Consider the following 21,038-nt stretch of genomic DNA (forward strand, 5'->3'; position numbering starts at 1 on the left):
AGCGCTCAAAATTTATTGCAGCGCCTTATTTATATGGCTTTGTGAGGAAATGTTTGATTTTTAATACAGCAAAATACAGATAAGTTTACAGTTTTACCGGCCGCAAAAAAGTTGATTTTAGATTTACGTTGGCGTAAACGTAAATATTATGTATGCTGAATTAAATCGAAATTAAACTATAACAAATTAACTGTTTGGTTACACATGATGATAACCACTAACATGGAGCCAATTATGACTACTGAAGCCGTTGTTATTGTTGCCGCAAAACGCACACCTATGGGTGGGTTTATGGGCGCACTTAGTGGCGCACACGCAACTGATTTAGGGGCGACTGCCATTAAAAGCAGTTTAGAGCACGCGGGATTATCTGCGGATAAAATCGACGAAGTGATTATGGGCTGTGTATTACCGGCAGGTTTAGGTCAAGCACCAGCGCGTCAAGCAATGTTAAAAGCGGGCCTAAATCAAGGCACCGGTGCAACGACGATCAATAAAGTATGTGGCTCAGGTTTAAAAGCGGCGATGTTCGCGCATGATCTAATTAAGTCTGGCTCTATTAATGTTGCTGTTGCTGGTGGTATGGAAAGCATGAGTAATGCGCCTTACATGCTACCTAATGCACGTGGTGGTATGCGTATGGGTCACGGTGAAGTGAAAGACCACATGATGTGTGATGGCCTCGAAGATGCTTATGACAACAAAGCAATGGGCTGTTTCGCACAAGACACCGCTGATCAATATTCAATTGGCCGTGAACAAATGGATAACTTTGCATTAAGCTCGTTAACCAAAGCCAATGCCGCCATTGAATCAGGTGCGTTTGAGAGCGAAGTTGCTGCACACACTATTTCAACGCGTAAAGGCGATGTAACGGTTTCTATTGATGAGCAACCAGGTAATGCTCGCCCAGATAAGATCCCAGGCTTACGTCCTGCATTCAAAAAAGATGGCACTATTACGGCGGCTAACTCGTCGTCAATTTCTGATGGTGCTGCTGCTCTTGTATTAATGCGTGAGTCTGACGCACACGCACAAGGTTTAACACCGCTTTGTCGCATTGTTGCTCACAGCACACATTCACAAGCCCCTAGCGAGTTTACATTAGCACCTGTTGGTGCAATGAAGTCTTTACTAGATAAAGCAGGTTGGTCTGTAGAAGACGTTGACCTTTGGGAAATTAATGAAGCATTTGCCATGGTAACTATGCTTGCAATCAACGAGCTTAAACTCGACGAAAGCAAAGTGAATGTTAACGGCGGTGCATGTGCATTGGGTCACCCAATTGGTGCCAGCGGCGCACGTATTTTAGTCACCCTAATTCATGCATTAAAGAATCGTGGTCTTAGCAAAGGCGTTGCCTCACTGTGTATTGGTGGTGGTGAAGCGGTTGCGATGGCCGTCGAAGCTATTTAAGCATTTTTTAGTCTCTCACAGCCGCAACGTATTTTAAAAACTATCATGTTGCGGCCTCTTAATACCCACTGGGGAGGAGTGCCTCATGCACCAAGTACCTTTATTTATCAACGGCGAATTTACCCAATCAAGTTCAACGCAGCTTATTGATGTTATTAATCCTGCAAACCAAGAAGTTTTAGCACAAGTGCCTTGTGCAACAGATGCCGAAATGGATGCCGCAATTGCTTCGGCTAAAGAAACGTTTAAAACGTGGAAAGAAGTGCCTATTTCTGAACGTGCGCGCATTATGATGAAATATGCCGCGCTATTAAAAGAAAATCACGATGAGCTAGCAACGATTATTTGTCATGAACTGGGCAAAACATTCGAAGATGCGAAAGGTGATGTATGGCGTGGTATCGAAGTTGTTGAACAAGCCGCAAATGCGCCTTCGTTAATGATGGGCGAAACCATGGAAAACGTGGCGCGTAAAATCGATACATATTCGTATATGCAACCGCTTGGTGTGTGTGCTGGTATTACGCCGTTTAACTTTCCAGCGATGATCCCACTGTGGATGTTTCCACTGGCTATTGTGTGTGGTAACACGTTTATTCTTAAGCCATCAGAGCAAGACCCACTTACACCAATGCGTTTAGCCGAGCTGTTTGTTGAAGCGGGTGCCCCTAAAGGTGTTTTACAAGTTGTTCATGGTACTAAACCACAAGTAGACCGCTTACTAGAAGACCCTGCTGTACGTGCAATTTCATTTGTGGGTTCGTGTGGTGTCGGTGAGTATATTTACTCAAAAGGCACTGCGAATCTTAAACGTGTTCAAGCTTGTGTTGGCGCCAAAAACCACATGGTTATCATGCCTGATGCGAGTAAATCACATGTTGTAAACAACCTAGTAGGTGCTTCGGTTGGTGCTGCGGGTCAGCGTTGTATGGGTATTTCGGTTGCTGTTTTTGTTGGTCAAGCGAAAGACTGGGTTGATGAAATTAAAGCGGGTTTTGAAAACGTGCGCCCAGGTGTGTGGGATGATGCGAATGCAGCATATGGTCCGCAAACATCAAAAGCGGCAAAAGACCGTATTTTATCGCTTATTGCTGGCGGTAAAGCACAAGGTGCAACCTGTTTAATTGATGGCTCAGACTTTACTGTTGAAGGGTATGAGCAAGGTAACTGGGTTGGTCCAACGTTATTCACTGATGTTACAACCGAGATGGACTTATACAAAGAAGAAATCTTTGGTCCAGTACTGGCGTGTATGTTTGTTGATACGCTTGAAGAAGCAATCGCACTAATTAATAACTCACCATACGGTAATGGTACGTCATTATTTACCTCAAGCGGTGCAGCCGCGCGTAAATTCCAACACGAAATCGAAGTAGGCCAAGTAGGCATTAACGTGCCAATTCCGGTGCCACTGCCGTTTTTCTCATTCACTGGTTGGAAAGGCTCTTTCTATGGTGATCAACACACGTATGGCAAACAAGGTATTCGTTTTTACACTGAAACTAAAACCATTACGTCTCGTTGGTTTGAGGACGATATTGCCTCGGGTCCAAACATGAGTATTAACCTTAAATAAGCGGCGGTAAACGCTCTTTATAAGGAATGAGCGAGGCTGTCCTCGCTCTTAAAACACCGATTTATACAAAGAATAAGACAACAATTTAAGAGGTCTACTATGGACTTTAATTTAACCGAAGATCAGCAAGCCTTTGCTGAAACAGCCCGTCAGTTTGCAGAGTCTGAACTGGCACCTTACGCCGCTAAATGGGATCAAGAACACATTTTTCCAAAAGACACCATTAAGGCAGCGGGTCAGCTTGGTTTTTGTGGTTTATACACGCCAGAAGAAGCGGGTGGTTTAGGGTTATCTCGCCTAGATTCAAGCATTATTTTTGAACAGCTTGCGATGGGTTGTACAGCAACCACCGCCATGCTAACGATTCATAATATGGCAACCTGGATGGTAGCAAGCTTCGGTACCGATGCAGTAAAAGAAAAATACTGCGAACAACTTGTCATGGGTGAATTACTTGCCTCGTATTGCTTAACCGAGCCGGGTTCAGGTTCTGATGCTGCATCACTTAAAACAAAAGCCGTTAAAGAAGGCGACGAGTATGTGATTTCAGGCTCTAAGATGTTTATCTCTGGAGCGGGTGAAACTGACTTATTAGTGGTTATGGCACGTACCGGTGGTGAAGGTGCTGCAGGTATCTCGGCATTTGTGGTTCCTGCAGATGCAGCCGGCGTTGAGTATGGTAAAGCCGAAGAAAAAATGGGCTGGAATGCACAACCAACACGCTTAATTAGCTTTGAAGACGTGCGTATTCCTGCTGCAAACTTACTGGGTCAAGAAGGCGAAGGTTTTAAATTTGCGATGCAAGGCCTTGATGGCGGTCGTATTAATATTGCAACGTGTTCGTTAGGTACGGCGCAAGCTGCACTTAATACAGCGCGCGAGTATTTAAAAGAGCGTGAGCAATTTGGCAAGCCTTTAGCCGCTTTCCAAGCGTTGCAATTTAAAATTGCTGACATGAACACGGAGCTTGTAGCTGCGCGTCAAATGGTACGTTTAGCGGCGTTTAAACTGGATACAGGCGACAGCGAAAAAACCACCTACTGTGCAATGGCAAAACGCTTTGCCACTGATGTTGGCTTTAAAGTATGTGATGATGCACTGCAAATTCACGGTGGCTATGGCTATATCAAAGAATACCCGCTAGAGCGTCATTTTAGAGATGTGCGAGTACATCAAATACTTGAAGGTACAAACGAAATTATGCGTGTGATTATTGCGCGCCGTATTTTAGCTGAATCAGCTAACGACATTCTATAAGGAGCGTGCTATGTCTAATCCATCTATCGATCTTGTTATTGAAGGCAACGTAGCGGTGTTAACAATGAATAACCCGCCTGCGAATACCTGGACACACGATACACTTACCGCCTTAAAAGACACGGTGACAGAATTAAATGCCAATAAAAACGTATATGCATTGGTTATCACAGGTCAAGGCGAGAAGTTTTTTAGTGCCGGTGCCGATTTAAATGTATTTGCAAGTGGCGATAAAGGCGTTGCGGCAACCATGTCAAAAGTATTTGGTGATGCATTTGAAGCATTAACAAACTTCCGTGGTGTTTCAATTGCTGCGATAAATGGCTATGCCATGGGCGGCGGTCTTGAAGTTGCCCTTGCGTGCGATATTCGTATTGCAGAGCAACAAGCACAAATGGCGCTACCTGAAGCAAAAGTAGGCTTACTGCCTTGTGCTGGCGGGACGCAAAATTTAGCGTGGTTAGTGGGCGAAGGTTGGGCAAAACGCATGATCTTATGTGGTGAGCGTTTAAAAGCCGACAAAGCACTTGAAATTGGACTTGTTGAAGAAGTTGTTGCACAAGGCGAAAGTTTAAATGCAGCAATGGCGCTGGCTAATCAAGTAGCTGAACAGAGCCCTGTTGCTGTTACTGCGTGTAAAGAACTCATTCAAAAAGGCCGTACTCAGCCTATGGCTCATGCATTACCACTTGAGCGTGAACTGTTTGTTCAACTTTTCGACAGCAAAGACCAACGCGAAGGTGTGAACGCATTCTTAGAAAAGCGTAAAGCAAACTGGGTAAACGGCTAATGAGTAATTTAACACTACTAAATCATCAAGATGCGCCAGTGGTGTTCGAAACTGCAGAGGCCGCCAGCGGCCTCATTGCAATTGCAACACTTAACGCGCCAAAGTCGTTAAATGCATTAAATTACGACATGATCCAGTTACTTGAGCCACAGCTTAGAAAGTGGGCTGACGATGACTCAGTAGCGATGGTTATTTTAAAAGGTGCAGGTGAAAAAGCGTTTTGTGCCGGTGGCGATGTGGTTAGTTTACACAAAGCGATGAGCACAGGTGAGCCTGCCAGCTACATTGAAGATTTCTTCACGTTAGAGTACAAGCTTGATTACCTAATACACTGCTACGAAAAACCCATTATGTTATGGGGTAACGGTATTGTGATGGGCGGGGGCCTTGGCTTAATGGCGGGGGCAAGTCATCGAGTCGTAACTGACACTTCTCGAATCGCGATGCCTGAACTTACTATTGGCTTGTACCCAGATGTTGGCGGCAGTTACTTTTTACATAAAATGCCAGATCAAGTGGGCCTATTTTTAGGTTTAACGGCGGCCTCTATTAATGCCGAAGATGCATTATTTGTAAACTTAGCCGATCATTATGCAACGGCCGATAAATTTGATGCCATTTTTTCTGCTATCACTGCTGAAAAATGGGGTAAAACAGCCTCATTAAACCATGAAAAGCTAACTCAAATTTTAGTCTCTATCGATAACATTTCAGGTCGAGTACCAAAGGGGAATGTGAAAGCTAACCTAGCAGTTATTCAAAAGCTTGCTGAGTTTGAAACTCTAGAAGACAAAATTGACTATATCCAAGCAATCGACACAGAAGATAAATGGCTGTCACGTGCTCAAAAATCGTTGGCACATGGTTGCCCGCTGAGTTGTGCATTGGTAGAGCGTCAACTTGCTGCATCGAAAGGCAAAACACTTGCCGAGTGTTTTAAAATGGAGCTTGGTATGTCGGTACGATGCGGTGAAGTAGGTGAATTTCAAGAGGGTGTACGTGCTTTATTAATTGATAAAGATGGCGCACCTAATTGGCAATTTAAGTCACTATTAGACATTGAACCTGATTTACTAGAAAGCTTTTTTACATCACGCTGGGATGAGCAAACTCACCCACTCAATGTGTTAACCAAGGGGTAATACAGATGGCTAAATTAACAATAGGTTTTATTGGTTTAGGCAATATGGGTGGCCCAATGGCGGCTAACCTAGTTAATGCCGGCCACACAGTACGCGTATTTGATTTAAATAAAGCGGCGGTCAGCGAGCTTGAAGCAAAAGGCGCAATGGCCGCAAGCGATGCAGCTGAATGTGCTATTGGTGCCGATATTTTTATTAGTATGCTACCAGCAAGCAAGCATGTTAAGTCGCTTTATCTTGGTGAAACGGGCTTAATTAATTTACTAGATAGTAAAACACTGGTTATTGATTGCTCAACCATTGATGCTGAATCAGCTCGTCAAGTAGGCAGCGAACTGGCACAAAAAGGCATTGATTTTGTTGATGCACCGGTATCAGGTGGTGTTGCAGGTGCAACCGCGGGTACGCTGACCTTTATTGTCGGTGGTGAGCAACGTCACTTTGAAAAAGCCAAGCTTGCATTGGTTGATATGGGCAAAAATATTTTCCATGCGGGTGATATTGGCGCAGGCCAAGTGGCTAAAATATGTAACAACATGCTGCTTAGTATTTTGATGGCAGGGACAAGTGAAGCTCTGCAAATGGGCATTAATAATGGCTTAGACCCCAAAGTATTGAGTGACATTATGACCGCCAGTTCAGGCCGTAACTGGACCTTAGAGCTTTATAACCCGTGCCCAGGTGTGATGGAAACCGCACCGGCTAGTAATGATTATAAACCGGGCTTTATGGTTGATTTAATGGCAAAAGATTTAGGTCTTGCTATGGAAGCAGCCCAGCAAAGTAATTCATCAACCCCAATGGGGTCAATGGCTAAAAATTTATACACCATGCTGCAACACCAAGGTGCAGGCAGTGATGATTTTAGTGCCATTTTTAAATTATTCTCGAAGTAGGAGTGTGTTGTGGAAATTAAAAACAACAACATCGTTATTACTGGTGGTGCGCAAGGTTTAGGCTTTGCGATGGCCGAAAAGTTTGCATCGCTTGGCGCAAATATTGCGCTGATTGATATGCAACAAGACATCCTCGATACCGCGGTATCTGCCTTGGCTAAATACGGCACAAAAGTACAAGCCTATGTTGCAAATGTGACTGATGAAGATGCAGTCGTTACAACATTCAACACGATTAATAATGACTTTGGTCATATTGGTGTGCTTATCAACAATGCGGGTATTTTACGTGATGGTATGTTTATCAAAGCGAAAGAAGGTAAAGTGGTTGATAAGATGTCGCTTGCCCAATTTCAGTCTGTTATTGATGTAAACCTGACGGGCGTGTTTTTAGCCGGACGTGAAGCAGCAAGCCACATGATTGAGTCTGGTAAAGGTGGCGTTATCGTTAATATGTCGAGCGTTGCACGAGCAGGTAATATTGGCCAAACAAACTATGCTGCTTCTAAAGCGGGTGTTGTTGCCATGACAACGGGCTGGGCAAAAGAGCTAGGCCGCTTTGGAATTCGTGTGGGTGCAATTGCACCGGGTGTTATTCGCACTGCAATGACCGATGCAATGAAGCCAGAGGCAAAACAGCGCATGATGGCTGTAACTCCAGTGGGTCGCTTTGGTGAAGCAGAAGAAATTGCACAAACGGCACAGTACATTGTTGAAAACGATTTCTTTACAGGCCGTGTTGTTGAAATAGACGGCGGTATTCGACTTTAATTTCAATTACCCATTGAATACCAAAACGGTAAGCTTAGCTTGCCGTTTTTTTGTTTTTAGATTAGGGTGAGTTTCTGATTAATAAGGAAATTACAATGACAACAGAGAACGTTAAAGCTTCACTAATGAAGGGAATAACTGCACAATTTACGTTAGGTAAGCATGTTATCGAATATTGGGGGTCAGCCTATACCGGTAAAGAGACCTTAAAAGTCGATGGTGAATTAATAAAAGAAGCCCGTAGTTTTAAAACTTCCTCTTGCCATGAATTTGATATTGATGGTAAAGCCTGCAAGCTAGATGTAATCGTAAAGCCCTTTAGAAAATCCACCGCAGTTATTTCATTAATGTGTGATGGCGTTTTAGAGCAAAGCTATCAGCTTAAGTACGGTACAATACGAAAAGTTGCATGGTATTTTAAAGCGATTCAACTTATGGGGTTTTTTGCTCTAGGCTGGATGTTTATGAGCGACGTAATAAGTGTGATGGAGTTAATTATTCTGGCAGGCATCATTTTAACAGTTTCAGAACTGTTTTTTAAACAACATGGTTGGACCATTGAAAAGCAAAATCCTTGTAATTAACTTACCAACATTCAATAATTAAACGGCTAACAATGCCGTTTTTATTTTGAGAGATGCAGTGAATCCCAAACAAATCCGCAATTTTTACATCAACGAAGAACAGTCTGTATACTTACTGTCTCATCATGATGCAAAAAAGCACCGTCGATGGCTCAACATATGTATTAAGCAATTAACCTTGCTCGGTTACACGCAGGTTGAGCTAATTGGTTCAGGGGCCTTTGGCTTTGTTTTTGCGGGGATTGATGATGAAGGCGTGCCATGGGTATTTAAGTTTTCGCGGATAACACTGGCACAAAGCGTTCGCGACCGCCTAGAAGACGAAGCTTACATGCTTTCTCAAGTAAATAACCCCTTGGTGCCGAAGTTTTACGCCTTTGAAAGAATAAAAAAGCAAGGCATCCTAATGATGGAGCGTGCCCTTGGCGAAGATTTAGAAAAAATATCCATCAAGCAAGGGCGTTTTAGTGCAGCAAAAATTATGTCGCTCGCGCTTAAGCTCAGGAATGTACTGGTTGATTTGCGTGAGCACAAAAATGGCATTAGCCCACAACCCATTGTGCATGGTGATATTAAGCCTTCTAATATCGTGTATGACGAACAAAGTAATAAATTATCTTTGGTTGATTGGGGCAGTTCTGTGTATGCCCAAATCGACAGTGAAGGGAATCCGGTTGCCAGCAATTTTATGGATTTAATGTCGGCAGATATAAGCACCACCAACGCACGTATGGGCGATGTGTATTTTATTGGTGATGAGCAGATGTCGGGCGGTCAATCATCGCCACGGTTTGACGAGCAAGGCGTTGCATCAACCTTGTATGCATTAGCATCTGCGCAATCATGCCGCTTTGGCGCAAAAGTTATTCCTGCCACCAGTCTTAACTTACCCATTGAGCTTGCACGGGTAATTGATGGCATGCTTTCAAAAGATAAAGCAACGCGAGATGGTGCGGGCGATTACTTTATGCGTAATATGCCAACCATGGCTAAAGCATATTTACCAGAGCTGCCCCGTGAGGTGATACGCCCCTATATTCCCTACTGGTTTAGCGACATAGACGAGCACCCTGATACCGTAGTATACAGCTCGCGTAAACAGTTTTTGCGCCAAGCTGATCATAATCAACAACTGCTCGATGTAAATGATGCACAGCTTGATAGATACTATAAAGAGTTCTTATTTGATACCGGCGATACCGAAAAAGCATTTTTGGCGGCAATCAGTCGATTAGCTAAATACCCGGTAGTAGGGGGCTTAAGTTTTCACTGGAAAGAAAACTCCGTGTTTGTTGAGTCATCCTTAATTTTGCATGACGAAAGCTTAGGCACTGCCTTTACAGACGCTATAAATAATACCGTGATGCTTGCTCAAGGTATTGAACAAAAAGGCCTGTTTAAGTGTTGCTTATTCGATGCGCGTAAAACTATTCAATTAGAACGGGACGGCACAGGGGCCTTTAAGTTTGAACATTTACCAGAACTTGATTACGAAGTGATGGATGTACAGGCCTCTGATGTAACGCGACCACACTCGTACTTTGAAGACGGGAAAGACCCCGATGAGCAACTACAACTGCCTAAAAAAGTGATTAAATGCGTATTTGAGCTAAACCAAATACATCACACAGGCTGTATCATTTTTGAAGCTTTGCCAGATAGAATGAAAATTCACCATTACTACCGCTTACTTGACGCCAGTAAAGAACCTGAATTTAAGCGCTTACTAAGTAAGTTGATGCAATATGCTGTTAGCATTACCGATGTAGGCGTTGCTGGTTTTATGAAACTCCCGTATAAAAACACCCGTGAATTTGACTTATGCGCCAAACAACCCGATGAATTCTACCCACGAGATCCAAAAAGAGTCGCTCTGTAATGCGCTGGGCTTAACATAGCCAAACAAAGCCAAAATACAGAACTCACTTTTTTACCTGCCACTTTATAAAGACGTCGCGTAAGTTGTTTTACCGCTCACTTAGCCATTTCTAATACCAATATCAATCCGCAGTAATAGAACATCATTTTGGTATCAACGATGTTTTATTGTCTCAAGAGTACTTAATTGAGCGAATTGGTACAATTTTCTTACGTGCAATGCACTGATTTAAAGGGAGCAAAATTGGCCTAAGACTTAGTTTTAATTGATGGGTTTCAGGTGCAGGCACGGTAATTTACATAATACTGTGTTTTTATACAGTTGCTGGTACTTGTGCCCAATAATATTAAGTACACTGTTTTGAAGTCTAAATATACTTTTTAATTATGTGTTTACAAAGATGTTTATGTGTAGAAAGATGGGTGTATAAAAAATAAGCCATTAAATGCGTTATGAAGCAGTAAAGTGGTTGGGTAACAAAGGGCATGTAAGGAGTAATTATGACATTTGAAGATGCACAAAAAGATATGAATACTTCTTACTGTGGTGGTGGAACCGGCGTTTTAGCATCTGGGATTATCTGGTGTTTAGCGGGGATAGTTGCACTTCAATACTCATATCAATCAAGCATGCTCGCGCTTTTTTTTGGTGGCATGTTTATACATCCTATCGCTATATTTTTATCAAAAGCACTGAAGCGTTCAGGAAAACATAATGCTAAAAATCCGCTCGGAAAACTTGCTTTAGAAAGTACGATAATTTTATTTGTTGGGTTGTTTATTGCCTTTGCTGTAGCAACGTTAAAGCCTGAATGGTTTTATCCAATTATGCTCATGATAATTGGTGTACGTTATTTAATTTTTAATACTTTATATGGCACAAAAGTGTATTGGATTTTAGGGGCTCTGCTTATGATATCTGGCGCGCTGTGCATATATTTGGCGAGTGATTTTGTAATTGGTGCGTTTATTGGGGCTGCATTAGAAATCGTGTTTGCGGTCGTAATTTTAAATCAATCAAAAAAATTGCATCTAAAAACAACATAACACGCCTTGCTAGTGTGAATTTTAACAGGCAGTTATACAGATTGGAGAAACATGGAAGAACTTTACCTAGAAATAGCGTTTACAATAGCGGTCGCTCTGAACCCTTATTAAAACGCTGTTTATAGTTAAATCGGTTGTCGTTCATGCCACAGAGATAAAACTCATTTTACAAGGAAGAGAAAATTATGCGTTATTTAATACTTATCTTATTTATTCCATTTTTTACTTTAGCTGAAAGCAATCCAGAACTAAAAAAGGAATTAATGCAAATGGAAATTCAAGATCAAAGTATCCGCAATAAAATAGGAAAAGTTGGCTGGCAAAATCCCCCCAAAGAACTCATAAACCAGCTAAAGATAATAGATGAAGCTAATACAACTAAGCTAAAAGCTATTATCAAAGAACATTCATGGCTAACAAAAGAATTGGTCGGTGATGAAGGAGTGAGTGCTGCTTTTTTAATAATTCAGCATTCATCAGATATTGAATTTAAAGCAAAAATGCTCCCGTATTTAGAGACGTCATATTTAAATAATGAAGGTATAACGGGACAGCAACTTGCCCTACTAACTGATAGGGTCCTTATTGCTCAGGGCAACAAGCAACTCTATGGCACTCAGGCTGACTTAATTGAGGGTCAAATAGTATTTAGTCCTATTGAAGACAAGGCTAATGTTGATAAACGTCGAGCAAAAATGAAAATGCCACCACTCGATTTTTATAAAAAGTTAATGGAAGAAATGTACGGTATAAAAGATCACCCTGAAATAGATCTTAATTAATACAACGATAAAAGCAAAATTAAGCTCTTTTAAGACAGGTTTTCGGTGGGATCTTAATGGTAGAAATGAAAAAGTTTATTTTACTGGTTTTAGCTGTGCTTACTTTGACTTCTTGTAGCAAGCCTTTGCCAGCGGATAAGTTATCTTACGTAGGTGAGTGGGAAAGCAAAGAAATGTACTTGCTTATCCATCAAGACGGTACGGTGGTATATGAGAGGGTCCAAGATGGTGGGTCAACATCTATAAACGCGCCGTTAAAAGAGTTTATAGGAGACGACTTTGTAGTAGGTGTGGCTTTTTTAACCTCTAATTTCGATGTGACAGAAGCACCACATTTGGTTGGTGACGAATGGGTAATGGTTGTTGATGGCGTGAGATTAACAAAAAACCAAGGTTATTAGATATTGCTGTAAATATTTATAGGAACTTACTTAAATAATTAATATTAGGTTGTTTTTATTATAAGAGATTCTTACTTTAGAAGCGTGTATTTGCGTTATTTAGTGTTTCAAAAGGGATGTTATGAATAAATTATTATTTTTTATTGTTTTTTTCGTTATTAGTAATGCTCAAGCAGCTGACGCGACTTATTTCTCAGAACTAAAAGCCGAGCTTGATCAGGCTGTACCAAAGATTTTAGATAAGCATAAAGCCCCTGGTGTTGCCGTTGCCTTTGTTCAAGGCGAAGAGGTTACCGGATTTCTTTCTTATGGCTTTGCAGATATTGAAAGTCAAAAAGCCATTACAGAAAATACCATGTTTAATGTAGGCTCAATATCAAAAGTAGTGACTTCGTGGGGGGTTATGCAGTTGGTGGATCAAGGTAAAGTTGAACTTGATAAACCAATAAATAATTATTTAAAACGCTGGAAGATACCTAAGTCTGAGTTTGGAACTGAAAATGTAACGTTAAGAAATGTTCTGTCGCATACATCGGGCTTGTCTCTCGGTCCTTATTTTGGCTGGGGCTCACCGACAGATGTTCCTTCGATTGTTGATTCATTAAATGGCAAGAATAATGGTGCAGGCGATGTAAAATTAATACATACACCAAATACAAAATGGTCATACTCAGGTGGTGGGTACTCTATTGTTCAGTTACTCATAGAAGATGTATCGGGTTTAAGTTTTGAAGACTATATGCAGAAAAATGTACTTAAGCCGCTCGGAATGAATAACTCTACATTTAATGTAACACGTGCTGTTATGAGTAAATCAGCAACACCGTATGATGAAAATGCAAAGAAAACATCCATGATCTACTTTGCTGAGCAAGCCGCTGCGGGTTTACAAACAACTGCTATTGATTTAGCACGATTTAATTTAGCCATGCTTAAAAATAAGGAAAATAAATACAATGGCTCTCGTCTTATATCACAAGCTTTAATTAAAGAAATGATTACACCTGTAGCAAATACAGGAGGTCGCTGGAGTATGAGTTATGTTGTCGATTCAGAAAATAAAAGCTTAGGGTTCGCTGGGTTTAACCAAGGGTGGATAGCGTTAACACGGTCGATTACAGACCAAAATAGAGGCTACGTTATACTTACCAATAGCAGCATAGGAAGCGTTAGTAATGATATTGATAGTCTTATTTTATCTAAACTGCGCAAGCCTAAAAGTGAGTAGTTTATAGCAACTAAGCTTACTTAATAGGTATTTTTGATACTTAATAAGGTGGTTATGTTGAAAAGCATAGAGATAATAACAATCTATTTAGTATAGAGCTCAATAATAGGGAGTCGTACTGATGAAACGCTTTCCCATGTCTTTATACAATTTACAACAGTGATGCTTTGGAAAGTGAAGCCGCAGGGTACGTATGCCAAATTTTATTACTAAGCAACTAACACCAAAAAATTCCTTGGCCCTAGTTATTTATCGATAGTTAAGCTACAAATTTATGTTTCAGTTTTAAAAGCGTTTGCGGGCCGATTTTTCGGCGTAATTAATTAAATGAAGGAAAGTACGATGAATGGAAGTGAAATTTTGTCAGGTTGCGGTCAATATGTGATTGGTTTAGGGACCTTAGCATTATTAAATGCAGGCTTAGCTCAAAGTAAAAACAGAAGTGGGCTATTATGGTTTTTTATATCCTTGCCCTTAGGCCCATTAGCAACATTTTTATTAGTTGTTCTGGATAAACAACCAAACAGAAATTACTAAAAATTATTAGCATGGATACAATCAGGCAATTTGAATTCAATCACGCTTGATTACATTAAATTTATGTCGACGAATAAACAACCCCTTATAAGGGGCTTAAAGGTGAAAATGAATCTATTATTTGTTTGCTCAGAAAATCGTTTGCGCAGTCCTACCGCAGAAGAGGTGTTTTCTGAATACGAAGGTATTAATGCGATAGGGTGCGGAACAAACCTCGATTCTGAAACACCTTTATCTGGTGATCTTATCGAATGGGCAGACGTTATTTTTGTGATGGAAAAAACTCACAAAAATAAAGTATCGAACAAATACAAAGAACTACTTAAAGGAAAGAAACTTGCCTGCCTAGAAATTCCTGATAATTATCAACGGATGCAACCAGAACTTATTAAATTGCTAACAAGCAAGGTGCCAAGGTACGTTCGATTGTAAATGATTACATGTTTTACCAATAAAGTTGGGTCTGTAGGTATATATAAATCATGTAATAGTTAGTTAAGTGAACTGCGCAAATACTTTATAAAAAGTATCTGTGCAGTCTAATTTTTAAAATTTAAGAACGATAGAGTGTTAACTTATCCTTGAGCCATTGCTTTGACGTCGTTTGCGGTCAACGTTTGACCACCGATCCCCCAGTCACCTTGTTTGACTTCATTAATTTTTACCCATGTAACACCACGTAAATTTTCACCTTCTATGGACACCATCGTGTCAGTCACCTTCTTAATCATGATTTGTTTTTGTTCAGCACTAAAAACACCTTCAATAATATCGATATTAACGAGTGGCATAGTTTTATCCTTTGTATAAGTGTTGTTTGGAAATGTAAGTCTGAGTGAAGGCGTTTGCTCTAGCTAGTGTAGAAACAGGAGCATATCCAGTACAGTTTTTGTACTAGTAGATAGGTCACCAAGCGTATACACTGGAAAATACTTGATTTTTAGCTCTGGAAGAAATGGTATGTCTCAAAATAGCTATAACCAATTTTGCCCTATCGCCAAAGCCTGTGAGGTGTTAGAACCTCGTTGGACATTACTTATTATGTGTGAAATGTGGTCTGGATCTAGTCGTTTTAATGAAATTAGAAGGGGGGTGCCTGGGATGTCGCCAACATTACTTTCTAAACGCCTAAAAGGTATGGAAGAGCAGGGCCTTATTAATCGAAGTGAAAATTTAAAAACGGGCCATATCGATTATAAAATTACTGAAATTGGACAAGAGCTTTCACCGATTGTATTTGCGTTAGGTAAATGGGCTCATCGTAATATTGATGCTGATGTCACTTTAGAAAAACTCGATGCTAAATTACTCATGTGGAATGTAAGACGCAAAATTGATTTTTCAAAATTTACTTCCCAGAAAAAAGTCATTCAATTTGTCTTTAGTGAGTTACCAAAAGAAAAAAGATCTTTTTGGTTAATATCGCGTCCAGATACAAGTATTGACCTTTGTACAAAGGACCCAGGCTTTGATGTGGACCTTTATATTAATGCAGATCTAAGAGCACTTACCTCAGTATGGTTAGGGCTTTCTAAAATGAATGACGAAATTTTAGAGAAAAAAATTAAATTAGTAGGGGATCAAACACTGGCTTTTTCTATAAATGAGTGGATGGTCAGAAGTGCGTTCGCCGCCTAATAGGTCTCCTTTTATTTTTTTGGCAATCGTGAGGTTCTTGTACTTGAGATTTAATGCTTTTGTTTAATACCTCACTATGGTTATCTCTATTCTTTGCTGCTTATGCTGTATCGGTTAAGTTAATTTGAACGAGAACTTTAATTTGATCGAGAGCTTTAAACTAAAGTGCAGTAATAGATAACCCTATATAAACTGTGTGAAGCAGAACAAAAAACACAGTTGCTATACTATGTTGTAACCTCATCTATTCGTACGATGGTAATTATCTTATTGTGTAAAACATCGTTACACTATGCTTAGGTTAATTAGGAATTAAGCAAAATACCGATAGAGGATGCTCTGTTATGAATCAATTAACTGAAAAAACGATTGCGTGTCCGTATTGTGGTGAACACATTGATGTATTATTAGACCCCGCTGATGTTGATCAGCAATACATAGAAGATTGCCAAGTTTGTTGTAAGCCTATTAATTTTTTGGTTTTTGAAAGCGCTGATGAAACGCTTTCAGTGACAGTGTCCAGTGATGATGCTGGTTATGGGTTTGCGTCTTATTAGATTACGGATTGTTAGCTATTTTTATGCTTAACGCCACATTAAACAAAAACCTGCATATTGCAGGTTTTTGAATGTTAAAGTTTTATGGCTTCTGAGCTTCTATAATCTCAGTGATCCCCTCAGCCGAGAGTATTTCTATCCAATATCCATCTGGGTCTTTAATAAAAGCTAAGCCTTTCATTGAGCCATCATCAGGCTTTTTCACAAACTCAACATCATATTTAGCAAAGCGTTCACAGGCTGCGTATACGTCAGGCACGCTAATACCTATATGACCAAACCCTTTGGGTTCGTTATTACCATTATGGTAACCCTCAAAGCTGTCGTCGTTTTCAGTGCCCCAATTATGTGTAAGCTCTATAAGCGCTGGGCGGCGAAATACCCACTGTGCTTTTTCTTTATCAGTCCCTTTTGGTATAGCTTGCTCATAGCCTAAAAAGTACAGTGTAAATTCCATTGCCGGAAAATCGTACTTGCCTAATAGTTTCATTCCTAAAACGTTTTGGTAAAACTCTAATGAAGGCTTAGGATCTTTTATACGCAACATTGTTTGTTGCATTACGTAATCTTGTGTCGCATTTGCGATTTGTTCTGGCGATTCATTGTAGTCAGACATACATGTCCTTTGAAAAGTTAGAGGTGAAAAAACATTAATGTAGTGTAGTAATCATAATCAACCTCCATTGAAATTTAAACCATGATACGTAAAGGCTATCTAATAAAGTGAACTATTTTCTTTAAAATAGGTGTATCTGTTTATGTCACTTAATACACGGGCCGATGCTATTAAAGACTGAGCAGATATTTATAAACCAAGGAGGAAATAACGATGTGGGTTTTACGAAAAAGTCTAACAAATTGACTTAAATTGATTGGAACTTTGATTAGTACTTTTTTAACAACTACTTTTTAACAACTACTTTTTAACAACTACTTTTGATTAGTCGTAAAAAGCAGAGAAACAACCTAAATAAGCCGCTCTTAAAACGGCTCATTTAAACTTAAAACATGAAGCTAGATTAATTACCCCAAGGGTTGCTCGCGCTTGAACGCTGTTTACGCGCACGGGCTTTTTGTTTCGCTTCTTTTTTCTCATGAATGCGTTTTGCATCAGTAAAACTAAGCTCACACGGCTCACCAGGTTTTTGATCTGCTGGGATCACGCGATCGCGTGGTGGTAGCTCGTAGTTAACGTCATCAGGGCGCGGTAAGTTTTTTAGGCGGTACAGATAAAAGTTCTCGACCTTTTCTTGCGCCCATTGAGTTTTTCGCAAAAACTTAACGGCAGATTTTACATCAGGGTTATTTTTAAAGCAGTTTAAACGCAGGTAGGCATGGAGTAATTCCCAGCCATACTGGTCAACAAGTTCAGTGACAACCTGCTCAATGCCCACACCCTGTAGTGGGTTATTGCTGAAAATTTCTTTATTACTCATTCGACTGTCCGGTATTTCTCAAAACTAGGGTAAGTATAATTGCCTTTACCCTAGTTTTATACCTAACGAAGCAAGAAACTGTATTTTGAGTGGTTATTCTTTACAGTTAACCACAACACGGCCACGTATTTCGCCTTTTAATAACGCATCAGCATGGCTAATGGCGTCTGATAATGGAATTTCTCTCGAAATTGCATCTAGATACTCAGGCTCAACTAACTCGCTCAGACGTTGCCATGCTTCGATACGGTCAGCTTTAGGGCGCATAACACTGTCTATGCCTATTAAGCTGATACCCCTAAGAATGAATGGCGCAACGGTTGCTGGGAAATCCATGCCTTGTGCTAAACCACAGGCCGTAACAACACCCCCATAGTTAATTGATGCACAGACATTTGCCAGTGTATGACTACCTACCGAATCAATGGCTGCCGCAAATTGCTCTTTGGCAAGTGGTTTACCGGCAGTGGAGAACTCATCGCGTGATAAAACACGTTTTGCTCCGAGTTTTTGTAAGTGTTCGGCCTCGTTCATACGACCCGTTGTTGCTACAACGTCAAAACCGAGCTTATTGAGTAAGTAGATGGCAAAACTTCCCACTCCACCATTTGCTCCAGTCACTAATACTTCGCCGCTTTGTGGGCTAATACCGTGCTTTTCAAGCGCAATAATACTCAGCATTGCGGTGTAGCCTGCGGTGCCAATTTGCATTGCTTGTTTAGGGGTTAAATTAGCGGGGAGGGGAATGAGCCAATCGCTCTTCATTGAGGCTTTTTCGCTAAGACCGCCTAAATACTTTTCGCCAACACCAAAGCCATTTAATAATACGGTGTCGCCCGGTTTAAATTCGTCAGAATCGGACTCGCTAACCGTGCCTGCAAGGTCAATACCTGGGATCATAGGAAATTGTCTTACCACTGGTCCTGCACCCGTTATCGCCAGAGCATCTTTATAATTGATGGTGCTGTAGTCAACATCAATATTAACATTATGCTGGTGGATGCTCTCAACAGGAAAATCTGTGTAATTGGCGTGATAGCCTTGATCATCTTTATTTATAACTATCGATTTGGCTGATGTTGTCATGGTTGACTCCTTTTAGACCGATCGTCTTTTAATGGTTAAATTAAAACCGTTAATTGATTTATAACGGCTTTATAAGATTAAACGTAAAAATTGTGCTGTATAAAGGGTAAGGGGTTCGCTTGATTTATCAAGCTTTGAGCGCATAACGGCACCTTCCCAGCCAATCCAAAAAAATTCAGCAAGCATTTTGCAGTCTGTTGATTTTGCGATTTGTTTTTGTTCTTTCGCTTCAATTAAACACTGCTCAACTAAGTGCTGCCAATGCGTATACGCTTGTTTAATGCGGGCTATCATTGTGTCATCAAGATGGCTGAGCTCTTGGTTAAGATTGCCAATAAGGCACCCTCGTTTAAACGCATATTTTGCCATGCCTTGTTTGGCATCGTTAGCAAATAAAACAACGCGTTCAAGTGGACTAATGGCGCTATTAGTGAGATGGCGTTTAAGCTTTGCTTGAAAGTAACTGTCGTAAGCATCGATTAAGGCTAAACCAAAATCATTTTTACTTTTAAAGTAATGATAAAAAGAGCCTTTAGGCACTTGCGCCGACTTTAAAATTAAATCGATACCTGTGGCGCTAAAGCCTTTTTCAGTTAATACAGCTAACCCTGTATTAATTAGCAGTGCGCGGGTATCTGCATTTGTGCGCTCAATTTTGGGGGGCCTGCCACGACGGCTTGGCTGTATTATTTTTGTTTCCATAGCTCAATATTAGACCGATCGGTTTTTAACATGCAAGCAATTTGTTGTTTAAATTGTAATCATAATAAAAATGTCATAATTACAAATTAATGGGGAACTTTGCTGAAATAGCCTGTGTCACAAATAATGGCTATGCAATTTATAGCTCGTTTTTACTGTATTTATAGGTGGTTTGAAATATAGAGGTATGACCACTTAAAGGTTTTAAATGTTAATTCAGTTGATCATCAGCACGTTACTCATTGTCAATTTATTTAATTGCTTTTGTCATTTGAATTTAACAGTTTTATTAACTATTCATTAAATGTAGATGTCAATTTCGCTACATATCTATAAATATAAAAGGTGAGGATATTACCTATGAAGAGACAGAAAAGAGATCGTTTAGAAAGAGCTCATTCTCAAGGTTATAAAGCAGGCTTGGCAGGCCGTTCCAAAGAACAATGCCCTTATCAACAAATTGACCCTAAATCAGAATGGTTAGGTGGATGGCGAGAAGCAATAGAAAACCGAAATATGTTTAAAACTTAAAATAGGCATCTTATTTACGCAAAATAGCCCCAAAAGGGGCTTTTTTGTTTCTGCATTCTGGGGTTATTAGAATGCAGTTGTATCTTGGAAAAGACCTACTTTAAGATCTTTTGCTTCATATATTACACGACCGTCTACTTCTACAGTACCGTCAGCCATACCCATGAACAATTTACGCTTGATAACACGCTTCATATCTAAACGGTAAGTTACTTTTTTAGCCGTTGGTAAGATTTGACCAGTAAATTTAACTTCACCTACACCCAGTGCACGACCAAGACCAGGGCCACCTGACCAGCCAAGGAAAAAGCCAACTAATTGCCACATTGCATCTAAACCAAGACAACCCGGCATTACTGGATCACCTTTAAAATGGCAGTCGAAAAACCAAAGATCAGGGTTGATATCAAGTTCAGCAACGATTTGACCTTTACCGTGTTCACCACCATCGGCAGTGATAGAAACGATACGATCCATCATTAACATGTTATCGCTTGGAAGACGACAATTGCCTTCGCCAAACATTTCACCTTGACCACAAAGGACCAATTCTTCTTTTGTATAGCTGTTTTTAGGTTCCATAACTCTTTTTCATCGCTTAGAAATTGCCCCGTACTTTAGCGTACACTTGTACGCTAAACAACTCGGAGCAGTTAATTTTTTGCTATTTTTCGTTTGTTTTATGACCATTTAATTAAACTGTTGCTGTTAAAGGGAGATAAAACCGCGCATTGTGTATTAAAAATCATTATAATTGCTGTGATTCTTTAACCAGTCTAAAGG

General features: G+C 40.3%; 24 protein-coding genes. 18 read left to right on the forward strand and 6 right to left on the reverse strand.

The window, feature by feature from the left end; translation table 11 throughout:
* The first annotated feature begins 234 nt into the window (after window positions 1-234).
* From D0907_RS08000 to D0907_RS08070, 15 genes are all read left to right on the forward strand, one after another.
* Entirely contained in the window at window positions 235-1,416 is a 1,182-nt protein-coding gene (locus D0907_RS08000; RefSeq protein WP_036968453.1) for a thiolase family protein, read from the forward strand.
* 85 nt (window positions 1,417-1,501) lie between these two features.
* Window positions 1,502-2,992, forward strand: coding sequence for a CoA-acylating methylmalonate-semialdehyde dehydrogenase (locus D0907_RS08005; RefSeq protein ID WP_065979912.1), 1,491 nt, complete (start codon window positions 1,502-1,504; stop codon window positions 2,990-2,992).
* Window positions 2,993-3,091: 99 nt separating this feature from the next.
* Entirely contained in the window at window positions 3,092-4,249 is a 1,158-nt protein-coding gene (locus D0907_RS08010) for an acyl-CoA dehydrogenase family protein (RefSeq protein ID WP_036968447.1), read from the forward strand.
* A gap of 10 nt (window positions 4,250-4,259) precedes the next feature.
* Window positions 4,260-5,039, forward strand: coding sequence for an enoyl-CoA hydratase (locus D0907_RS08015; protein WP_065979914.1), 780 nt, complete (start codon window positions 4,260-4,262; stop codon window positions 5,037-5,039).
* Entirely contained in the window at window positions 5,039-6,181 is a 1,143-nt protein-coding gene (locus D0907_RS08020) for an enoyl-CoA hydratase/isomerase family protein (RefSeq protein WP_118844257.1), read from the forward strand. Before D0907_RS08015 ends, D0907_RS08020 begins: the two co-directional genes overlap by 1 nt.
* A gap of 5 nt (window positions 6,182-6,186) precedes the next feature.
* Window positions 6,187-7,077: a 3-hydroxyisobutyrate dehydrogenase gene (gene mmsB, locus D0907_RS08025; RefSeq protein WP_075593580.1), complete on the forward strand. Its 891-nt coding sequence runs from the start codon at window positions 6,187-6,189 to the stop codon at window positions 7,075-7,077.
* Between the two features lie 9 nt (window positions 7,078-7,086).
* Entirely contained in the window at window positions 7,087-7,848 is a 762-nt protein-coding gene (locus D0907_RS08030; RefSeq protein ID WP_065979917.1) for an SDR family oxidoreductase, read from the forward strand.
* A gap of 95 nt (window positions 7,849-7,943) precedes the next feature.
* Window positions 7,944-8,432: a hypothetical protein gene (locus D0907_RS08035; RefSeq protein ID WP_118844258.1), complete on the forward strand. Its 489-nt coding sequence runs from the start codon at window positions 7,944-7,946 to the stop codon at window positions 8,430-8,432.
* A gap of 58 nt (window positions 8,433-8,490) precedes the next feature.
* Window positions 8,491-10,311 (forward strand): protein kinase domain-containing protein, encoded by a 1,821-nt coding sequence (locus D0907_RS08040; protein ID WP_036968435.1) that lies wholly within the window; start codon window positions 8,491-8,493, stop codon window positions 10,309-10,311.
* A gap of 500 nt (window positions 10,312-10,811) precedes the next feature.
* Window positions 10,812-11,357, forward strand: a complete 546-nt coding sequence (locus D0907_RS08045; protein WP_118844259.1) for a DUF7010 family protein — start codon at window positions 10,812-10,814, stop codon at window positions 11,355-11,357.
* Between the two features lie 185 nt (window positions 11,358-11,542).
* On the forward strand, window positions 11,543-12,139 hold the full coding sequence (locus D0907_RS08050; RefSeq protein ID WP_118844260.1) for a DUF6624 domain-containing protein: 597 nt from the start codon (window positions 11,543-11,545) through the stop codon (window positions 12,137-12,139).
* A gap of 56 nt (window positions 12,140-12,195) precedes the next feature.
* A complete protein-coding gene (locus D0907_RS08055; RefSeq protein WP_227006818.1) occupies window positions 12,196-12,540 on the forward strand; it encodes a lipoprotein in 345 nt (114 codons plus the stop codon).
* A 121-nt stretch (window positions 12,541-12,661) separates the two neighbouring features.
* Window positions 12,662-13,768, forward strand: coding sequence for a serine hydrolase domain-containing protein (locus D0907_RS08060; RefSeq protein ID WP_118844261.1), 1,107 nt, complete (start codon window positions 12,662-12,664; stop codon window positions 13,766-13,768).
* A gap of 342 nt (window positions 13,769-14,110) precedes the next feature.
* The gene (locus D0907_RS08065; protein WP_118844262.1) at window positions 14,111-14,305 is read left to right on the forward strand and encodes a hypothetical protein; all 195 of its coding nucleotides are present in this window, start codon (window positions 14,111-14,113) and stop codon (window positions 14,303-14,305) included.
* A gap of 108 nt (window positions 14,306-14,413) precedes the next feature.
* The gene (locus D0907_RS08070) at window positions 14,414-14,737 is read left to right on the forward strand and encodes a low molecular weight protein tyrosine phosphatase family protein (RefSeq protein ID WP_075593572.1); all 324 of its coding nucleotides are present in this window, start codon (window positions 14,414-14,416) and stop codon (window positions 14,735-14,737) included.
* A gap of 143 nt (window positions 14,738-14,880) precedes the next feature.
* Here the strand turns inward: D0907_RS08070 and D0907_RS08075 are convergent, their stop codons facing one another.
* Window positions 14,881-15,096 carry a tautomerase family protein gene (locus D0907_RS08075; RefSeq protein WP_074988219.1) on the reverse strand — a complete coding sequence of 72 codons (216 nt, stop codon included), beginning with the start codon at window positions 15,094-15,096 and terminating at the stop codon, window positions 14,881-14,883.
* 169 nt (window positions 15,097-15,265) lie between these two features.
* On the opposite strand from D0907_RS08075, the gene D0907_RS08080 reads away from it, so the two are divergent.
* Together D0907_RS08080 and D0907_RS08085 are read left to right on the forward strand one after the other, a co-directional pair.
* Entirely contained in the window at window positions 15,266-15,943 is a 678-nt protein-coding gene (locus D0907_RS08080; protein ID WP_118844263.1) for a winged helix-turn-helix transcriptional regulator, read from the forward strand.
* Between the two features lie 344 nt (window positions 15,944-16,287).
* Window positions 16,288-16,500, forward strand: a complete 213-nt coding sequence (locus D0907_RS08085; RefSeq protein ID WP_074988217.1) for a CPXCG motif-containing cysteine-rich protein — start codon at window positions 16,288-16,290, stop codon at window positions 16,498-16,500.
* Between the two features lie 82 nt (window positions 16,501-16,582).
* Here D0907_RS08085 and gloA read toward each other — a convergent pair whose 3' ends face one another.
* From gloA to acuR, 4 genes are all read right to left on the reverse strand, one after another.
* Window positions 16,583-17,116, reverse strand: a complete 534-nt coding sequence (gene gloA / locus D0907_RS08090; protein WP_036968417.1) for a lactoylglutathione lyase — start codon at window positions 17,114-17,116, stop codon at window positions 16,583-16,585.
* A 403-nt stretch (window positions 17,117-17,519) separates the two neighbouring features.
* The gene (locus D0907_RS08095; protein ID WP_036968414.1) at window positions 17,520-17,936 is read right to left on the reverse strand and encodes a VF530 family protein; all 417 of its coding nucleotides are present in this window, start codon (window positions 17,934-17,936) and stop codon (window positions 17,520-17,522) included.
* Between the two features lie 93 nt (window positions 17,937-18,029).
* Window positions 18,030-19,022, reverse strand: a complete 993-nt coding sequence (gene acuI / locus D0907_RS08100; protein WP_118844264.1) for an acrylyl-CoA reductase (NADPH) — start codon at window positions 19,020-19,022, stop codon at window positions 18,030-18,032.
* Window positions 19,023-19,091: 69 nt separating this feature from the next.
* A complete protein-coding gene (acuR, locus tag D0907_RS08105; protein WP_118844265.1) occupies window positions 19,092-19,724 on the reverse strand; it encodes an acrylate utilization transcriptional regulator AcuR in 633 nt (210 codons plus the stop codon).
* A 360-nt stretch (window positions 19,725-20,084) separates the two neighbouring features.
* Between acuR and rmf the strand changes: the two genes are divergently transcribed.
* Complete coding sequence (rmf, locus tag D0907_RS08110; protein ID WP_036968408.1) at window positions 20,085-20,255, forward strand: ribosome modulation factor; 171 nt, start codon at window positions 20,085-20,087, stop codon at window positions 20,253-20,255.
* 66 nt (window positions 20,256-20,321) lie between these two features.
* Here rmf and fabA read toward each other — a convergent pair whose 3' ends face one another.
* Window positions 20,322-20,837: a bifunctional 3-hydroxydecanoyl-ACP dehydratase/trans-2-decenoyl-ACP isomerase gene (fabA, locus tag D0907_RS08115; RefSeq protein WP_036968405.1), complete on the reverse strand. Its 516-nt coding sequence runs from the start codon at window positions 20,835-20,837 to the stop codon at window positions 20,322-20,324.
* Between the last annotated feature and the right edge of the window lie 201 nt (window positions 20,838-21,038).

Origin of the sequence: Pseudoalteromonas lipolytica, assembly GCF_003515105.1 — a bacterium.
In the GTDB taxonomy this organism is placed as follows: domain Bacteria; phylum Pseudomonadota; class Gammaproteobacteria; order Enterobacterales; family Alteromonadaceae; genus Pseudoalteromonas; species Pseudoalteromonas lipolytica.